Raw genomic sequence first — 17912 nt, forward strand, 5'->3', positions numbered from 1 at the left:
TCCATCACTTGTTCAGAAGACGCATCAATCGTTGTATGTACAATGGTTTCTGCCATGTGAGCAGCTAGTTTCAATAATTCATTTTTTTGCTCTTCATAATACTTTTCAACAAACTCTTGTGCTTCCGCCAACATATTCTGAAGAGAGGCCTTGATTTGAATACTCTCTTGTTCAACTTTTTCCAGGCCACTTGTATACCCTGTTGCATAACCTTCTTGGTACCCTTGATCTTTTCCTTCAGAGAAACCTTGTTTTAAGGCTGTTTCTTTTAGTGCTGCTGCTTCTTTTTCTGCTGATTCAAGCAAAGCTGCTTTTTTTTCATGGGCTGCCGCTAAATAAGCTTTAGCTTCTGCCTCTGCTTCAGTTTCTTCTATAGTATGAATAACCGGACTTTCTTCTATGGTATCTTCAATAACATTTAGCTGTGTCGCAATAAAAGAACGTTGTTCATGGGTAAAAGACTGCCCTTGCTTAATGATTTTACGTGATGATGGCATCTTGTTCTCCTCTTCTCAAATAAACTTCGCCTTTTTCATCCAATTGCCGGATGATCGAAACAATGCGTTGTTGTGCTTCTTCAACAGCTGATAAACGAGCAGGTCCCATAAACTGAAGGTCTTCTTTAAGTGTTTCAACTGCACGAGACGATAAGTTCCCATAAATAAAGTTCTTGATATCTTCTGATACCCCTTTAAGAGCCAACGCCAAGTCATCGTGGTTGATTTCTCTAAGCACTTTTTGAACATCACCTTTTTCGAGTGAGATAATGTCTTCAAAAGTGAAGAGACTTGCTTTAACTTCTTCAGCCAGTTCTGGTTGTTTATCTTCCAATACTTTAATGATATTTTTCTCGGTACTTCTTCCAACAGAATTAAGGATTTCCACTAGTGTTTTCACGCCGCCCACAGCTTCAAGGTCATTCTCAATGTAATTTGAAAATTTATTTTCGATTACTTTTTCGATTTTTTCAATGATGGCTGGAGATGTACTGGTAATGGTTCCGATTCTTTCAGCAATTTCCGATTGAAGCTCCAAAGGAAACTGCGATAAAATCAACGCCGCTTTGTCGGGCTGCATGTAACATAAAATAAGTGCAACAGTCTGTGGCTGTTCATTTAATAAAAGATTGGTCAATTGTTGAGGATCTGCTTTTCTGGCGATATTGAAAGGCCGTTCCCGCAATTGAATCTGATTGAGCATATCAATAACTTCTTTGGCCCGTTGCGGACCGATTGCCATATTCAGTAAGTTCTTAGCATAATCGATCCCGCCATCAATCACATATTCTCTTGCTTGCGACATCTCAATAAATTCACTGACAATAGCATCTCGTTCTTCAGGTTTCACATAATCAATATTGGCAATCTCATAACTCACTTTCTGAATGTAGCTGTCAGGCAGTGTTTTCATGATTTTTGCTGATGTTTCTGAACCTAAAGAAATCAACAAAATTGCAGCTTTTTTTATCCCATCTACTTCTGCCATGTTTTCACCTACTCATCTTTCATCCATATTTTTAATAAGTCTGCTGAAGCTTCTGGGTTTTCTTTGGCATATTCTCTCACTTTAGCTTCTTTTTCAGACATTGACCGGTTCAATTCTTTTTTCAAGTCCGCTGTTTCTTTTTCTTTTGTTTCTTTTACAATCATTTCACTAGCTGGCACGTTAGTGATCGGTGCTGCTTTTTCTTCCATTTCAAAGAAGTCCAGTTCATCTTCGTCTGCTGTTTTCTTACGGAAAATCAGCAACAAGAAAATCAATAACAACAAAATAGCTAAGCCGCCAGCTAGATAAGGCCAGTCTTTCAGTAAACGTTCTTTAATCGTTACACCTATTTCTACTGGAGGAACCACTTCACTTTCTTCCGCTGTTTTTGCAAAAGCCATTCCTTGAACCGTGATTAAATCTCTCCGTTCCTCTGTATCAACGAAGCCGATAGTTGTTTTAACAATATCATTGACTTGTTCTTCTTCTGCACTCGTTAACTTTCCATCCACGATGACAGAAGTCGTCAAGCGATTGATAGAACCAGGTGCTTTAACAGTATTCGTGGTTTCTGTATCCAGCTCATAATTTGTCGTCCGGTCATAGGATGAGCTTGTGCCACCATCCCCTTCAACGATTTCATTGATGGCGTTATCTGTTTCTGTTCCTTCGGCCAAATCAATATTGCCGCCACCCGCTGAAACAGTTTCACTTCTTTTGACAGGGTCTTTAGAATATTTTACGCTTTCGTTTTGAACAGAATCGAAATTCAAATCGGCATTTACCGAAACGGTCATTTTATCAGTCCCATAAATAGGCCCTAAAGTAGCTATCAGTTTTTGTTCCAGCTCTTCTTCATACCGGCTTTTGATCGCTTGGTATTTGCTAACCATATCGGTTGCATTCAGGCTGTCGTCTTCTTGTAAAGCTGCACTTAATAAATTGCCTTTTGTATCGACGATTTTGATATTCTCTTTCGGCAAGTTATCGACTGCTCCTGCGATCAATGAAGCAATTCCTTGAATCGCTGAATCAGCTGGCAATTGTCCGTTCTTCGGAGTCAATACAACGGAAGCAGAAGCCTTTGCTTGATCTTCTTGACTGGTAAATACACTGTCTTCCGGCATAGACAACAGAACTTTCGCTGATTCAATTGAATCCAAGGCCGAAATCGCTCGCTCCAGTTCTCCGGTAACAGCTCTTTGGTACATGATTTTACGATCTTCATCTGTTGCCATCATGCTTGTTTCATCGAATATTTCGAATCCCATTGAATTTTGCGGCAACATATCGTTGACCGCCAGCTCAATACGATAAGAGTCGACTTGTTTCTGATCAATTAAAATGGTAGACCCGTTGTCTTCTAATTTGTAATTGATTTTCTTTGCTTTCAAATCATTAACAACTGTTCCGGCATCCGCTTCTTCTAAATTAGTGAACAACGGTGCATATTCAACTTTTTGCGTATAATATGTTAGCCCGATCACAATGAAGATAACACTGAAAAGAATCACGCCCAGCCCTAGCCGCTTTTGTTTGCTGAGGCCATCCCAACCTCCCTTGACACCAAGCCAAGTATTTTTTATTGTTCCCATTATTGCAGTAGCTCCCTCAAAAACTCATTAAAATTGCATATTTTTTACTTCGTTATACGCTTCTAAACATTTATTTCTCACTTGTAAAGCTAGGTCAAGTGACAATTGTGCTTCAGACGTTTTGATCATCACGTTATGTAAGCTGTCAACATCTCCTGCTACTAATCCTTGTACAGCTTGATCCGATGCTAGTTGTTTTTCATTTAATGTTCCCATTGCCGTTTCAACCATGCTAGCAAATGAACCCGAAGAGTCAGCTGCTGAAGTTTTTTCTGCGTTGCCATTCATTTTATCCATGGAATTGGCTTGCCCTGCTCCATTTAATAAATTATTATACAAAGCTTCTACATTCATCTATATTCTCCTTTACCTCTATGCTTTCGCATTACTCTAATTGATGGAAATTTCTAAAGCCTTTTTCAGCATATCTTTACTTGCATTTAATGCTGTTACGTTTGCATCGTAAGTCCGTTGAGCGGTAATCATATCAATCATTTCATCCGCCATATTGACATTCGGCATCTGCACATAGCCATTTCCATCCGCATCCGGATGTGTTGGATTGTATTCCATGACCAAATTGTCTCTATTTTCAGCTATTTCGGTTGCCTTTACGCCAAAACTCTTTTCGCCCGGCTTTCCATTTAAAGCAGAAGCAACATTCTTTAAACTTTCTTCAAAAATCACTTCTTTTTTGACATACGGCCCACCTTCAGCTGTCCGTGTTGTATTGACGTTAGCGATATTCGTCGAAATAGTATCTAGTTTGAGTCTTTCAAGGCTCAAGCCGCTTGCGTTGATGTGCATTGAATCAAAAATGGCCATTCTTTATTCCTCCTCTTGCCTATTCCCATCTTACTTTGTGATTACGCTGTGCAACATAGCATAACGGGCATTTATTTGAGCTACTAAAGCATTGTATTGAATCGTATTAGATGCTTCATCTGTCATCTCCATATCAATGTCCACATTATTTCCATTTTCTTTAACCGCTGTATTTGTTCGCTTAGTCACAATCGGTTTCACCTCTTCCGCATTTGAAATTCCTAAATGCCGGTCATCCGTTTTTGTTAGCCCTATACCATTAGATGCTTTATTCAATAATGTTTCGAACTCTACTTTATTTACTTTATATTCAGGTGTATTAATATTTGCGATATTGCTGGATATCGTTTCTTGTCTCAAAGAAGTGGCATCCAAAGCTTGCTTCATTAAGTCATATGTAAAATTACTCATTTCTATTCCTCCAACTAAAAAGTACCATTAAAAAAAGACCGTTCTTTTTTTAACAGTCATCCTTCGCATGGTGCTACAAAAAAACACATACGTTATTCTTATTTATTTAAATAATGTGCGTTTTTTTGCCTGTAAAGTCAGCAACCATCTGCCAAAAGAAGTATAACTGAATTAATTTAATACAGCAATAGCTTTTCTAACTCTATATTCCGCGAAAAACATTAAATTTTTTTAATCTCTCTCTAAAAAGTAAGAGGATTATTAGATCTCTTAACTTAATTTTCTGTAGAAAACGTTTCCTATTGCGGTTTACAAAAAAAGACCTCACTTTGTATAAGTAAGGACTTAAAGAAACCTATAATTTTTTAAACTGTTTTTTCTATGTTTAGTAAATGTGACAAAAAACCAACAGTTATCATTTAAACCAAATTTAAATCTCCATCCACGTATCGCGTAACTCTTCCAACATTACTCGGCTTCTTTTGATATCATCTGATTGTTTAGAAACATTGGCCTTAATCAATTCAGTCATGAGGTAATCATATAGCTGATTTAAATTTTGAGCTACTTCTCCACCATTTTCAAAGTCTAGTGTACTCATTAATTCGCTGATGATATTTTGTGCTTTAATCAAAGCATTTCCGGCAGTTTCAATGTTTTTTTCTTCTGCTGCGATTTCAGCTAGTTTCAAATTTTTAATGGCTCCTTCATAAAGTAAAATAACCAACTTTTTAGGTGTAGCATTTAAAATTTGATTTTGTTTATACACGTTAGGTACATTTCTGTAGCCCATTTTTTATTCCTCCTGATTTTACCATTTTATTTTTCTTGTTTAAAATCCTTTATCGATAAAGATGGATTCTCTTTTTACTGAAACATAATTAGTCATCACTTTATTTTTCTGATTCAATTGTTTCATCCGTCCTGCTACTTCTGTTCGTTCACTTTTAATGCTGTTTAAAAGAAGCTGCTGCTGCTGAATCAGCTTGTCTATTAGCTGATTTTCCTTCTCAGTATAAGCGACTGCTTCATTCAAACTCAACTCTGCATTTATTTGTGCCAACTGGTCCATATTTTCTTGATTAGCTGCAATAATGTCTACTGCTTTTTCAGCTTCTCCATCCCATGAATTCAACAGAGCTGCCATCTTTTCCAACAAGACTATCCGTTTTTTTAATCCATCTGATTCAATTGTCAGGCTACTCGCCTCCTCATTTGTTCCCTTGCTGTTTGTTTTGGTTATTTATTATTCGATGAAGAACTAAATTGACTTGCTAAGTAAGACATTTGCGATTCTGCTTGCATCATTGCTGTATCCAAACGAGTAAACATGGCAATATAGTTAGCCTTTTTTTTCTCTAATCGCTCATTGAAGCTGGCAATACTTGTATTAATGTCTTTGATTTGTTGGTCATAAGTGTCCGACTTAGTCGCAATAATTCCAGTTTTATCTGTAATGTAACTATTAATTAATGACCGCATTTTTTGGGTCATGCCATTTTCTTTCTCAGTCGCAACAGTTGTTTCCTCTTCATCGATTTTTTCTGTTTTCTCACTACTAAAGAAAAGTTTTTTTACTGCGGTGGGGTCTTTTGCTAAAGCTTCTTTCAACTTAGCAGAATCGAGTGTTGCTTTTCCGTCTCGATCAACAGTTATTCCTAAATCCGACATGTTCTTTATAGACGTATTGCCGTTATTTACATTAGCAGTCATTAAAGACCGAAGTCCAGTTTCCAACCGTACTAATGTACTGTCGCCAACAAGTACACCGGTTTTATTGCTTTCTGCTGAAGGATCGCCTACATCTAATTGATCCCCCACAAAAGATAAAACCGAATTGTACTGATCTACCACACTCTGGATGGCTTTTATGGTTTTATCTGTATCTTCTGCTACCGTCACTGTCATTGGTTTTTCTGTTTCGCTGATGCCTTTAAGTGTCAGCGTAACTCCTTCAATGACATCTTCGATATTATTTGTGTTGCGCTCGATGGTAATACCATCGACTACTAACTCGGCAGAATGACCTGCTACAACTGTTGGTTTAATTTCACCTTCTGCAGTTGAGTCCAATCCCAACTTTCCAGCCAGGTCTCCTCCAACAGTAAACGTCCGGTCGCCCATTTTAGTATCCGTCAAGATAATCTTTTGATCAATAATTTTGGCTTGTACTCCTGATACTTTAGTTTGCTCATTAATTTTACCAACAATATCTTTTAAGCTATCTTCTGCTTTTATATCAATGGAAAACGCATTTTCTTCTGGTTTAGTTAAATCATAATCTTGATTGGTAATTGAAAAAGTTCCATCCAAACCTAATGCTTCTTTAACGGTTTTTCCAGATGCTGAAGGAATCGTTCCAGAAGTCATAGTCGTTGCAGTCGCTAATCGATTCACTTGAACAGAATAGTTACCTAATTGTGCGTCTGTTTTTACTGAAATCGTTAGTTTACTTGTATCAGAACTTGTAACAGTTCTAGATTGAAAAGCTGCATCTTCTTGTAAACTTCCCAACTTTTCATACAGACTATTCAAACGTGTATTAATGTCTTTCCATGCATTTTTTTCACTCGTTAAACTAGCTTGTTTATTCGTATATTGTACAAGTTTGCCCGATTCTGCTTCGATTAATGAATCAACAGTCGCTGAATCAATTCCTGAATATGAACCTAAAAAGTTAATGCTACTAGCCATTCTCTCACTCCTTTCGATCGACTAAAATTCCTGCTGTATCCCAAATACTTGCTAATACATCCAGCATTTTTTCTGGTGGAATTTCTTTTACTACTTCTTTTGTTTGCTTATCTACCAATCTGACTACTGTTCTGCCAGTACCTTCATGAACTTTGAAATCAAACTGAGTTTTTAATCCTAATAAGTATTGATTGGCTTTTTCTACAGTTTGTTCCAGTTCTTCTTTGGTTATTTCAGAAACGATAACAGGTTCGTTTGTTTCTTCTTTTCCTATTGTTCCTTTTATGTATGATTTTTGTTTATCAGATTGAATTGTATTTGATTCAATCGGACGAATTTGAAGAGACTTTGTGACAGCTTGTATAATATCCATATCTGACAACTCCATTTCTCAACCTCGTATAGTTTACTATAAATGAAAAGCCGGCACAATGCCGGCTTTTCTTGGTGTGCTTTAAATTTAGTATCTAATTATTATTGTAATAACGAAAGAACACTTTGTGGCATTTGGTTTGCTTGAGCCAACATTGAAGTAGAAGCTTGAGAAAGGATGTTTGATTTCGTGAAGCTCATCATTTCTTCAGCCATATCTACGTCAGTAATACGTGAGTTAGCTTCTGATAAGTTTTCTTTTGTTGTAGCTAAGTTAGAAACAGTGTGGTCTAAACGGTTTTGAGTAGCACCTAAGTTTGCACGTTCTTCAGAAACTGATTTGATAGCTGAGTCAATAGTTTCAATAACAGCATCGTAATCTTTATCTGTTAATTTATCCCCTACTACATTACCTTCAGCATCAACTTCGTTAGCAACTTTAAGTTTGCTTGTAGTTGCGTAAGAGTTGTCGTCTTTAGAGCCTTCAGCAATTTTTGCTAAGTCTTCAGAAGTTTTAGTAGCTGTTTCTAATTCTGTTTTAGCTGTTTTTGCTGCTGTTTTAGCATTTTCAAATGCTGTAACTTTAACAGTTGCTTCATCTAAAGCAGTTTGAGCAGCTGGTTTATCCGCTTCATCCGCTGCTTCTACAGCTGCTTTAAGTGCATCAAGATCAAGACCGTCTGCTTCTGTAGCTAGGGTTCCACTTGCATCAATAGCTAAATCTGCTTCTTCTGATTTAGCTTTAGCTGTTGCTGCTGCTGTTTTAGCTGTTGCTGCTGCTGCTGCTGTTTTTTCAGCTACTGTTTGAGTATCTTTAGTTGATAATCCTAATCCATCTGTAGACATATCTTTGATTTCTAATTTAACTTCTTGTCCAGCATTAGCTCCAATTTGGAATGTAAAACTAGAGCCTTCTGTTCCGCCATTTAATAATGATTTTGAGTTGAATTGAGTATCTTTAGCGATACGTCCAATTTCTGAAGAAAGAGAATCCATTTCTTTTTGGATAGCATTTGTATCTTCATCTGTGTTTGTACCATTTTTTGCTTGAACAGTTAAGTCACGCATACGATTTAAAATGCTGTGTGTTTCGCCTAATGCGCCTTCAGCTGTTTGAATCAATGAAATACCGTCTTGTGCATTACGTGAAGCTTGAGTCATACCGCTAATTTGGTTTTTCATTTTTTCTGAAATTGCTAATCCTGCTGCATCGTCTCCTGCTTTGTTGATGCGTAGTCCTGATGATAGTTTAGCTAATGAGCTGCTTTTTGAAGCATTAGCTGATGTTAATTGAGAGTAAGTATTCATTGCTGCTGTGTTTCCTCCTAAAGTCTATTTTGTGAAGATCTTGCCTTCTACCTCTTATATCGGCACAGTTTACCTTCTGTTAAGTCTTTTTTTAATTTTTTTATATTTAATTACTTTTTGACAAAAATTAAGAATAATTTACCTTCTGTTCTTTATATCGGTTGGTTTAAATCAGACTTAAGCCTATATTTTATTATTTTTATTTTTTATAAAAAAACTGAACTATCTTTTAAAGATAGTCCAGTATATTGGTTTGTAAAATTTGAGAGCCCATTGCTAAGGAGGCTTGGTAAGCTGTTTTTTCCATGGTAAATTGCATGTATTTTTCGGCTAGATCAATGTCTTGGTTTTCAGCTAACATCGATTTAAGGTTTAATTTTTCGCTGTCATTGCGTTCTAGAGTCGCTTCCAAGCGATTAAAAATAGCACCTGTTTTGGCACGACTAGAAACGACATTTTCAATTACTTGGTCTGCTCTATCTAATAAGCCAGATAATTTTTCCGTATCGTCAGTATCCAAAGCTTGCATGACATCTTTGAAAAAAGAACCTAAATTATCTGGCGAATCAGCAGTTCCTTGCTCGTTCATAAATACGCGTCCATCGGTATTCAATTCGATTGACACGCCAGGAGCAATTTCACGAGATAAATTGCCGTTTGCAGTGGAATCGTCTTTTCCATCATGGTAACTGATTCCCACAATCTCGCCAGCATCATCTGTTTCCACTTTAAAAGGCGCTTCAGTTGTATTCATTCCAGCAAATACATACCGTCCGCCAAAATTTGTATTCAAAGCATCTACAACTCCATGAATTTCAGATGCAATTTCAGCTTTGTTAGCTTGGCGGTCAGAATGGCTCATTGTGTCATTTGCAGAAGATTGGATCAACGTTTTAATGCGTTGTAAAGACTTTGTGGCACTGCTTAAAGCAGAATCTTGGACATTCGTCCACTGAATGGCATCATTGATCGTTGTTTTATATTGATCATTTTGAACGATCGTATTGTTTAAGTCTAAAATTTTAGAGACACGTAAAGGATCATCAGAAGGCCGATTGACTTCTTTTAATGATGAAAGTTGCTCTTGGTATTTCTGTAAGTTTTTCGTATTCGTACTTAAATTTCTTAAAAAGCTTTGGGACATTAAGGAATCTGTTACACGCATTGATTACACCCCTGTTCGATTGATTAACGTGTCCAACATGTCAGAAACGATTGAAATAATGCGGGAATTTGCTTGAAAAGCACTTTGATATTTCATAGTATCGGTTACTTCTTCGTTGATTGAAACACCTGAAATGGACTCTCGGCGTGCTTGAAGTAAACTCACTAAGCCTTCTTGACTGTCTGCCATATTATCAGCTTGTTGCTTCACGATCCCCATTTGCGTTACTGTATCGTTGTATGCTCCTGAAACAGTTGAGCCTCCAACTTGATTCGTAATCGACATCGTTTCTTTATTGTATTCAATGTCGGCTGCTGGATAACCTAAAGTTGTATTTTGTAAGGCTGCGATTGCTTGCGCACGTGTACCATCGCCGCCAACAACTGTTTCGATATTTTTTCCTGCATTAATTTTTGAAACGTCATTGAGAATCTCTTTATTTACTTTAATCGTTGCAGCGTAATTGCCGTCCTCTGCTGAACCTAAATCAAAGAAAGGTATGCCTTCGCCTCCATCACTGTGTATGGTATTGACCGCTGTTGCGAAAGTATAAGCTAAATCATTTAAATCTTGTTTTTTGTCGTCAATTTCTACTAGTGCTTCCTGTGAACCTTTGATGCTGCCTGATTTGATCGAAATGGCTGTTGTTTCGCCATTTTCTTGGTTGATTACTAGTTGCCCAGCAGGTTCAGATGATGTTCCAAGTGTTTTTGTTGTATTTTCGTTCAATATTTCTTGCCCACCTACGCTGATGCTTACGCGATTGAATTTATCATAAGTCGTTTCCACTCCAGCAATTCCTGCTAGATCGCTTAATAGTTTATCCTGCTGATCTAACAAATCATTAGGCGATTCACCTTTAACCGTTACGTTGAAAATCTGTTTGTTTAATGAATCCAATTGTTGAACTTTTGCATTAAAATCTAAGACATCTTTTTCGATATCTTTAACTGTTCCATTATGTAAACTATTGATTTGGTTGGACATATGATGCATTGTATCAGTAAAGGTTTCTGAATTTTGCGCCACCATGGTTTTGGCAGTAGCTAGTTCAGGATTGGAACCTAAATAAGTCCAAGAAGAAAAAACCTCACTAATATTATTATTTAAACCTGTTGCTGAAGGCTCGTTAAAGATTGCTTCCAACTGGCCTAAAATATCTGATTTTTGTTTGTACATCTCTAAAGAAGAATTTTCATTCTGCAGCTGTTTGTTGACATAAGGGTCCACAATACGATCAACAGATGAAATTCTTACTCCTGTTCCCAACTGGCCGATTCCAGAAAGGGTATACGGGTTATCCGCTACCATATTTACTTTTTGTCTCGAATAGCCTTCTGTATTTGAATTGGCTAAGTTATGACTGGTTGTTTGTAAAGCAGATTGCTGAACGTTCAAGCCTTTTGTTGCATTGTTTAATATTCCGAATAATCCTGACATTTCCTCACCTCTTTATAGGGACTGATCAATTAAGCTGGCTTGTTCAGCAGCAGTATAATTGCCTTTTTTGGAGTACGTTGTACTAGATTTTTTTACTCCTTTTGTGATAGCTTCCATGATAGTTTCTTGGTATTGCAGAGCTTGTTTGGTCAAAAGCAGGTTGGTTTGTTGCAGTTGTTTGATTTCTTCCACAATACCTGATAATTCTTCTTTTTTTAAACCGGCTGGATTTAACTTTGGCAGCTTTTCAAGAAAGCCTTGCTTTTTTTCGACTAGTTCAACAACTTTTGTACTGTCATTCTCTATCAGTGCTGTTTTTTCTGCTAATAATACTTTTTTAAATTCTTTTAGCGTCTCAAACACTTCTTGTTGTGCATTCATAGGCTTATCTACTTCCTTTGGTTTTTCATTGCTTCAAGCATGCTGCTTGAAATTTTTTCTGGTGAAACTTCATATGTTCCATCCAATACTGCCTTTTTAATTGCTTCTACTTTTGCACTTGGCAATTCAGTGTTATTGGTTTTAGCAAGTTGTTTAGCCGCATCAGAAATATTTACTTGAACCGATTCTTCTTTTTCAGTTTTTCCAGGTTTGTTAGATAATTCTTTGTTTTGCGCATTGCTTTGATTTTGGCGGACAGCATTTAAATAGTTATTATAGCCATTTCCAATTTTCATAATAAGCGCTCCTTTCAGATAGGCATTCTCGGTTTTTATTGTTATTGTCATTAGATTAATTGGTTTATATTACAAAACTGTTCTCTTCTCAGGTTATATCGGCAGCTTTTTATGAAATTTAACCCTCTTTATTAAAAAACTATCCTGCCATTCCTTTGTCTTCTCTAAACAGCTTTCATTCTACATAAAATAACAAGTTGAAACAATACTATTTTTCTATTTTCCCATATAGAAGCACACAAATGTGACATCATAAAGTATTTTTTTGTATTCTTGTTAATGACTATTTTGGCGTCCAAAAAGCTACGATACATTGAAATGCTTAAAGCAAAACTGTTGATTACCTTGTGGATGAGCAGAATAACAAAGATACGGTCCATAAAAACAGAATGCGGACCGTATCCTTGCCTAAAACTGACTCTTATAGTCCATAAACTCCTTTTAAGAACCATAACAATAAATTGTCTTTAGCTTTATGGTCTTTAAATGAGTTTTTTTGGATTTTTGTAATTTGTGCTTTTAAGCAGTTGAAAAAAACAAATAGATTAAGTTGCTTTAGATAAAGCAGTTGAATGTCTAATGAAGAGTAAACGACAGCATGTTGTATATATAATAGGATACTTACCGCATGTATGGTATGTATTAAGGAAAAGCATACGATTTCAAAACTATTTAGAAACACATTTCATTACCACCACTAGAAGATGTGGAACCAAAAAGAGCCAAAACAATGGTTTGTTTGGGCTCTTATATATTCATATGCTTTTTCTAATTTAAACTAAAAAGACTTTGTATCCTAGTAGTTGAGCTGCGAACGCTAGGCATTCGGAAAAAAGATGAAGTTATCCTCAAGGCTTTCAGCCTTTTGCGGTTATTTCCCTATTTTTCTGTCATGCCTGGTCAGCGTTCTCTGCATCCTGATAGTTGAGTTGCGTGACTCAGGCACTTAGCAATTTAGATGATTTTCAGCAATGCGCGGGATGCTCTTGCTTTCAAATCCCTAAAATTGCTGGGGTGCCTATCAGAGTCACTCCACATCCTTATAGTTGAGTTGCGTGCCGCAGTTTCGATTCAAAATAGACAATCTTTCTGGAAATGAAACATTTCCGTCAAGATTCCTAATTTTGAATCGAAACTCCCATGCGGCACTTCACATCCTTATGTTTTACCTTAGATTTTTGATTCGTTGTTCTTGGCTTAAAATGTTGGTGATCCGGATACCGAAGCTTTCGTTGATCACAACGACTTCTCCTTCGGCAATTAGTTTACCATTGACATAGACTTGTAAAGGTTCATCGGTCATTTTATCTAGTTCGACCACCGATCCGGTTCCTAGAGCCAATATGTCTTTGATCGTCTTTTTGTTCTCCCCTAGAACTACGCTGAATTGTAGTGGAACATCCATAATCAAATCAAGGTTACGGGTATTATTCTGAACACCGGAATCGGTTAATTCTTGAAATTCCGGTTTTTGAACGCCTATTTTCTCTGTTGTTGTTGAAGCCGGCAGTGCAGTTTCTTCAACCGTTCTGTCTTCTACCACTCCAGCGTTATCAGCTAACATTGCACTAGCAATTTCTCTAACTGTTTCTAGTGTGAAAATTTGCATAATTTCACTTTCAATTAAATCGTCAACAGTTAATTTAAAAGCAATTTTGCAAACCGTCGTATCTCCGCTGATCTTATCATAAGAGACAGAATCGTTGTCTCGCCAGACCTCCACATCGGGTGGGAGAATATCCACCGTTCTTTCCAGCATCGTTGCCATTGCTGTCGAAGCGGATCCAATCATTTGATTCATCGCTTCTCCAACCGCGCTTAATTCCAAATCTGTAAATTCTCGTCCAGTTGCGTCGCCATCGCCATCCATCATTAAATCAGCGATAATGATTGCATCATTAACATCCATCATCAATAAGTTACTTCCCAACAAACCTTTTTTGAATTCGATCGTAGTCACTACTTTAGGAGTGGTACTTTCATCAATGATCTGTTGGAACTTCAGACAAGAAACACGCGGTGTTGTAATCATCACCCGATGACTTAAAATAGAAGAAAGGGTAGTCGCAGCTTGCGACATGGAGATGTTGCCCACTTCACCTATGATATCTGTTTGGTCTTGAGTAATGGTTTCTGACGTATTTTCTGTTGGTGTATTTGCATTTAACATTGCATCGATTTCTTCTTGCGATAATTTTTCATTGCTCATCAGTCTGTTTCTCCTCCAATATACTGTAATACTTCAACCGCCATGTTTTTGCCTTTTAACCCCGGTTTCACGAGATAATGCGGGCGTTGTTCCACTGCCATAATCAGTGGATCTGAAGTTTTTCCATCAAGCGGAATGATATCTCCCAATTCCAGCTGTAGAAAATTTTCCAACGTCATGGTAGCTTCTCCCAATAGTACTTCCAGATTTACTTTGGCTAAACTCAGACTTTTTTCTATCTTTCCGCTATCGGAATGATCTGTTTCTTTTTCGGAATGAAACCAGTTGCGCAAACTTAATTTGTCTAAGATACTTTCAAAAAAGATGTACGGCACACATAAATTAACAAACGTTCGCACTTCAAATAACTCGACCGTAAAAGTGATTAAGACAACCGGCTCATTCGGGGACATATTTTGCAACAACTGTGGATTGGTTTCAGTTGTGTCAAGAGACGTTTTCAATTCAGCAATTTCACGCCAGACAAGTTCGAAAGATCGGATGAAATCGAGTAAGATATCCTCTAAAATAGCCATTTCAATGTCCGTAAAACTTTCTTTTGTAACTTCTTCCGTGCTGTTACCTACTTCTGAACTCCCGCACAATAAATCAATCAGTTGCAAACAAAGTTGAGGGCTTAATTCTACTATCTGCGTTCCTTCCAAAGGTTCAGAATGGAACATTCCCATTAAAGTAAACCGGGGAACTGAATGAACAAATTCATCAAAACTGACTTGTTCAATAGAAGCCAACTGCAAATCAACATTCGTTCGAACTTGTGTAGACAACAAATTGCCTATTATCTTAGCAAACTCTTCAAATATCATATTTAAGGTACTGATATACTCTTTAGAAAGGCGGGCAGGACGTTTAAAATCGTAGCTTTTAACTTTATTTTCTTTTTCTTGCTCTTCCAAACCCTTTGCATCGATTTCTCCACTTTCTACGGCTTGCAGTAAAGAGTCAATTTCTTGTTGCGATAAAACTTGTTTCACTATTATCCCTCATTTTTATAAAATAGTGCCTCCATATTGATAATGTTCACCATCTGATCTTTCACTTGAATCAAGCCAGAAACTTTCTCTTCAGCCTGATGGTCAAGTTGCTGAATTTCTGCCGGGTCGATTTCAGTAACCCAAGCCACATTATCTACCATAAATGCTATTTTTTCATCATCTTTTTTCACAATGATAATGTTATTGTAACATAATTCTTCAGATTCGCTAGTTGGAGAAAGTAGTTTATAAAAATTTATCAGGGTAATGACATTCCCTCTTAAATTGATCAATCCTTGAACCCATTCCGGGGATTGAGGAATGGGCGTCCAAGGCATCTTTTTTGTGATTTCTTCCACACTTTCAGAAGAAAAGGCGTAGTATTTCTTGTTTAAAGTAAAAACAATTATCTGCATGTTTGTGTCTCCATTACAGTGCTGCTTTATCTAAAGCTTTGATTACACGATCGGTATCGAAAGGCTTCACAATAAAATCTACTGCTCCTGAACGAATAGCATCCATGACCATTCCTTGTTGTCCCATAGCACTGCACATCACTACTCTAGCTGCCGAATCAAAAGCTTTAATTTCTTTTAATGCTTCAACGCCGTCCATTTCAGGCATGGTGATATCCATCGTAACTAAATCAGGTTTTTCTGCTTTATACTTTTCAACAGCTTCTAAGCCATTTTGTGCTTCTGCTACTACTTCATACCCGTTTTTCCCTAAAATATCTTTCAATTTCATTCTCATGAAAGCTGCATCATCTACGATCATTACTTTTTTTGTCATTTTTTATTCTCCTCCGACTCCTATTAATTTAAACAGTTCTTCTAATATTCCTGGTTTAGGGACAAAATACAAAGAGGACTCTAACCGGTCTCCTGCATAGTAAAACTCATTTTTGATGATCATTACATGTTCTTCATATTGCCCTTGTTCTAAGTAGACACTACTCATAATCGCGCCAAACATATCTTTTGTCAATAGCGGAACAGAGGTTACAAGGTGAATATCCAATAATTTAATAACAGCATTCAAAAAAGAGTTCACTAAAATATTGACCAACTCTTGCAAAGCAGAGTCTGCCAGTTGTTCTGAGTAAGCGACTCCTTCTGGCATCATCATTGTGACGATATTTTCCGAGGCTTCTTGGTCTACAGTAAACAAGAAAATCCCTTCTGCATCTCCCAGCATTTTAGTAACTACAGCTTTAACAACTGTTTCCTCTGGCATGATGTGTTCATAAACATCTGCGTAATCCAGCATTTCAATCACTGGAACCGTCATATTGACCGGTTTTTCAATCAATTGCGATAAACTGGTTGCAGCATTTCCGCCACCGATATTGATAATCTCTTTTAGGGCATCTAATTCCAACATAGAGTAATTAGTATTCACTTTCTTCCTCCTGACTGTTACGGCAAATATGTGCAATATCAAGAATCATGATAATTCCACCATTTCCCATAATCGTAGCGCCAAGATATTTTTTCAACATGCTTAATTCTTTTCCTAGCTTTTTAATAGCAATTTCTTGTTGTCTGATAATATCATCTACCGCTAACGCATAATGATTTTCGCCTTGTTTAACAAGCACTAGGTGAAGATTGTTGTTGTTGCTTGTCGGCGCAATACCAAATACTTCGTTTAAATGAATAACGGGAACTGCAGCTTCTTCGAACAGATAAACTTCGCGATCATGGACTTCAATAATCTCTGCTGCTTCTGGTTTAATGATTTTTTGGACGACTCCCAACGGCATAGCAAATGTTTCACTTCCGACTTTTACTAATAACGCTTGAATGATGGATAAAGTCAATGGCAGATTGACTTTGAAAGTTGTTCCTTTATTGATTTCACTAACGATATCAATTGTTCCGCCGAGTGTATTGATTTTTTGCTTAACGACATCCATTCCTACTCCTCTGCCCGAAATGCTGGTTACTTCACTTGCCGTCGAAAACCCTGGATGAAAAATTAAGTGTTGTAGTTCTTTGTCATTCAATCCCTCTGTTGCGATTCCTTTTCTGGTTGCACTTGCTTTTATTGCTGCTGGATCTAAGCCTTTTCCATCATCCGAAACGGTTAAAACAACTCGATTTCCTTCTTGGTAAGCCGTAATTTTAATTTGCCCTTTAGGATTTTTACCGAGTTCCAATCTTCTATCAGGCATTTCCACTCCATGGTCTGCCGCATTGCGAATCAAATGGATCAAAGGCCCAACTCAGAAACAACGGTCCGATCTAATTCTGTATCTTCTCCTTCGATGACCAATTCAAATTCTTTCCCGAGATCGTTGCCAAGATCTCGAACCATTCTTGGGAAACGACTCATCACGGCACTAACCGGCTGCATTCTGATTTTCAATACAAGTTCTTGCAAATCGGCACTGATCCTGCCGACTTGTTCCAGTGGTTCTGTCAGTTCAGCTGCTTGAAGCTGCGTGCTGATATCTTTAAGTTGTGTACGGTAAATCACTAATTCAGAAACTAAGTTCATAAAAGAATCCAGTTTATCAATATCGACCCGTACAGAATGATTCAGCATTTGTTTTTGCGGTGCTTTAGCTGCAGCTGTTGGTTGTTCTAAAGCCGCATGTTCTTCTTTTTCCAGCTGTTTTTCTGCTTCAATTTCTTTTATTGCTATATCTGTTTTTTCGGCTGCAGGTATTTCAATCAATTGATTGCCGTCTTCAATGGACTGGATCAATACAGCCTCAATTTCACTGTTATC

At 37.3% G+C, this 17912-nt stretch carries 21 protein-coding genes and 1 pseudogene; all 22 read right to left on the reverse strand.

Features of this window, described 5'->3' with window-relative positions; all coding sequences use genetic code 11:
* Positions 1-497: flagellar assembly protein FliH (locus RT405_RS07675; protein ID WP_313468910.1), on the reverse strand; the 497-nt coding region annotated here is incomplete at its 3' end.
* On the reverse strand, positions 481-1485 hold the full coding sequence (fliG, locus tag RT405_RS07680) for a flagellar motor switch protein FliG (protein ID WP_313468911.1): 1005 nt from the start codon (positions 1483-1485) through the stop codon (positions 481-483). The genes fliG and RT405_RS07675, both read right to left, overlap by 17 nt.
* A gap of 8 nt (positions 1486-1493) precedes the next feature.
* Positions 1494-3080: a flagellar basal-body MS-ring/collar protein FliF gene (fliF, locus tag RT405_RS07685; RefSeq protein WP_313468913.1), complete on the reverse strand. Its 1587-nt coding sequence runs from the start codon at positions 3078-3080 to the stop codon at positions 1494-1496.
* Between the two features lie 27 nt (positions 3081-3107).
* On the reverse strand, positions 3108-3434 hold the full coding sequence (gene fliE, locus RT405_RS07690; RefSeq protein ID WP_313468915.1) for a flagellar hook-basal body complex protein FliE: 327 nt from the start codon (positions 3432-3434) through the stop codon (positions 3108-3110).
* A 36-nt stretch (positions 3435-3470) separates the two neighbouring features.
* Positions 3471-3905 (reverse strand): flagellar basal body rod protein FlgC, encoded by a 435-nt coding sequence (gene flgC / locus RT405_RS07695; protein ID WP_313468917.1) that lies wholly within the window; start codon positions 3903-3905, stop codon positions 3471-3473.
* Positions 3906-3935: 30 nt separating this feature from the next.
* Positions 3936-4316 (reverse strand): flagellar basal body rod protein FlgB, encoded by a 381-nt coding sequence (flgB, locus tag RT405_RS07700; RefSeq protein ID WP_313468919.1) that lies wholly within the window; start codon positions 4314-4316, stop codon positions 3936-3938.
* Between the two features lie 430 nt (positions 4317-4746).
* Positions 4747-5109, reverse strand: coding sequence for a flagellar export chaperone FliS (fliS, locus tag RT405_RS07705; RefSeq protein WP_313468921.1), 363 nt, complete (start codon positions 5107-5109; stop codon positions 4747-4749).
* Between the two features lie 39 nt (positions 5110-5148).
* The gene (locus tag RT405_RS07710; protein ID WP_396163495.1) at positions 5149-5463 is read right to left on the reverse strand and encodes a flagellar cap protein; all 315 of its coding nucleotides are present in this window, start codon (positions 5461-5463) and stop codon (positions 5149-5151) included.
* 92 nt (positions 5464-5555) lie between these two features.
* Positions 5556-7010 (reverse strand): flagellar filament capping protein FliD, encoded by a 1455-nt coding sequence (gene fliD, locus RT405_RS07715; RefSeq protein ID WP_313468924.1) that lies wholly within the window; start codon positions 7008-7010, stop codon positions 5556-5558.
* A 4-nt stretch (positions 7011-7014) separates the two neighbouring features.
* Positions 7015-7383: a flagellar protein FlaG gene (locus RT405_RS07720; protein ID WP_313468926.1), complete on the reverse strand. Its 369-nt coding sequence runs from the start codon at positions 7381-7383 to the stop codon at positions 7015-7017.
* Positions 7384-7484: 101 nt separating this feature from the next.
* Positions 7485-8690: a flagellin gene (locus tag RT405_RS07725; protein ID WP_313468928.1), complete on the reverse strand. Its 1206-nt coding sequence runs from the start codon at positions 8688-8690 to the stop codon at positions 7485-7487.
* 229 nt (positions 8691-8919) lie between these two features.
* Positions 8920-9855, reverse strand: coding sequence for a flagellar hook-associated protein FlgL (flgL, locus tag RT405_RS07730; protein WP_313468930.1), 936 nt, complete (start codon positions 9853-9855; stop codon positions 8920-8922).
* Between the two features lie 3 nt (positions 9856-9858).
* A complete protein-coding gene (gene flgK, locus RT405_RS07735; protein WP_313468932.1) occupies positions 9859-11295 on the reverse strand; it encodes a flagellar hook-associated protein FlgK in 1437 nt (478 codons plus the stop codon).
* 12 nt (positions 11296-11307) lie between these two features.
* Positions 11308-11676 (reverse strand): flagellar motor switch protein, encoded by a 369-nt coding sequence (locus RT405_RS07740; protein ID WP_313468934.1) that lies wholly within the window; start codon positions 11674-11676, stop codon positions 11308-11310.
* An 8-nt stretch (positions 11677-11684) separates the two neighbouring features.
* A complete protein-coding gene (flgM, locus tag RT405_RS07745) occupies positions 11685-11972 on the reverse strand; it encodes a flagellar biosynthesis anti-sigma factor FlgM (protein ID WP_313468936.1) in 288 nt (95 codons plus the stop codon).
* A gap of 1165 nt (positions 11973-13137) precedes the next feature.
* Positions 13138-14181, reverse strand: coding sequence for a flagellar motor switch phosphatase FliY (gene fliY, locus RT405_RS07750; protein WP_313468938.1), 1044 nt, complete (start codon positions 14179-14181; stop codon positions 13138-13140).
* Positions 14181-15176, reverse strand: a complete 996-nt coding sequence (fliM, locus tag RT405_RS07755; protein WP_313468940.1) for a flagellar motor switch protein FliM — start codon at positions 15174-15176, stop codon at positions 14181-14183. Before fliM ends, fliY begins: the two co-directional genes overlap by 1 nt.
* Positions 15177-15178: 2 nt before the next feature.
* On the reverse strand, positions 15179-15592 hold the full coding sequence (locus RT405_RS07760; RefSeq protein ID WP_313468942.1) for a chemotaxis protein CheW: 414 nt from the start codon (positions 15590-15592) through the stop codon (positions 15179-15181).
* Between the two features lie 13 nt (positions 15593-15605).
* Positions 15606-15968: a response regulator gene (locus RT405_RS07765; protein ID WP_313468944.1), complete on the reverse strand. Its 363-nt coding sequence runs from the start codon at positions 15966-15968 to the stop codon at positions 15606-15608.
* A gap of 3 nt (positions 15969-15971) precedes the next feature.
* Complete coding sequence (locus tag RT405_RS07770) at positions 15972-16577, reverse strand: chemotaxis protein CheC (RefSeq protein WP_313468946.1); 606 nt, start codon at positions 16575-16577, stop codon at positions 15972-15974.
* Complete coding sequence (locus RT405_RS07775) at positions 16567-17394, reverse strand: chemotaxis protein CheW (protein WP_313468948.1); 828 nt, start codon at positions 17392-17394, stop codon at positions 16567-16569. Before RT405_RS07775 ends, RT405_RS07770 begins: the two co-directional genes overlap by 11 nt.
* Positions 17391-17912 (reverse strand): annotated as a pseudogene (locus RT405_RS07780) (chemotaxis protein CheA); the annotation flags it as partial. The gene RT405_RS07775 and the pseudogene RT405_RS07780, both read right to left, overlap by 4 nt.

Source organism: Carnobacterium sp. (genome assembly GCF_032094055.1).
Taxonomy (GTDB): domain Bacteria; phylum Bacillota; class Bacilli; order Lactobacillales; family Carnobacteriaceae; genus Carnobacterium_A.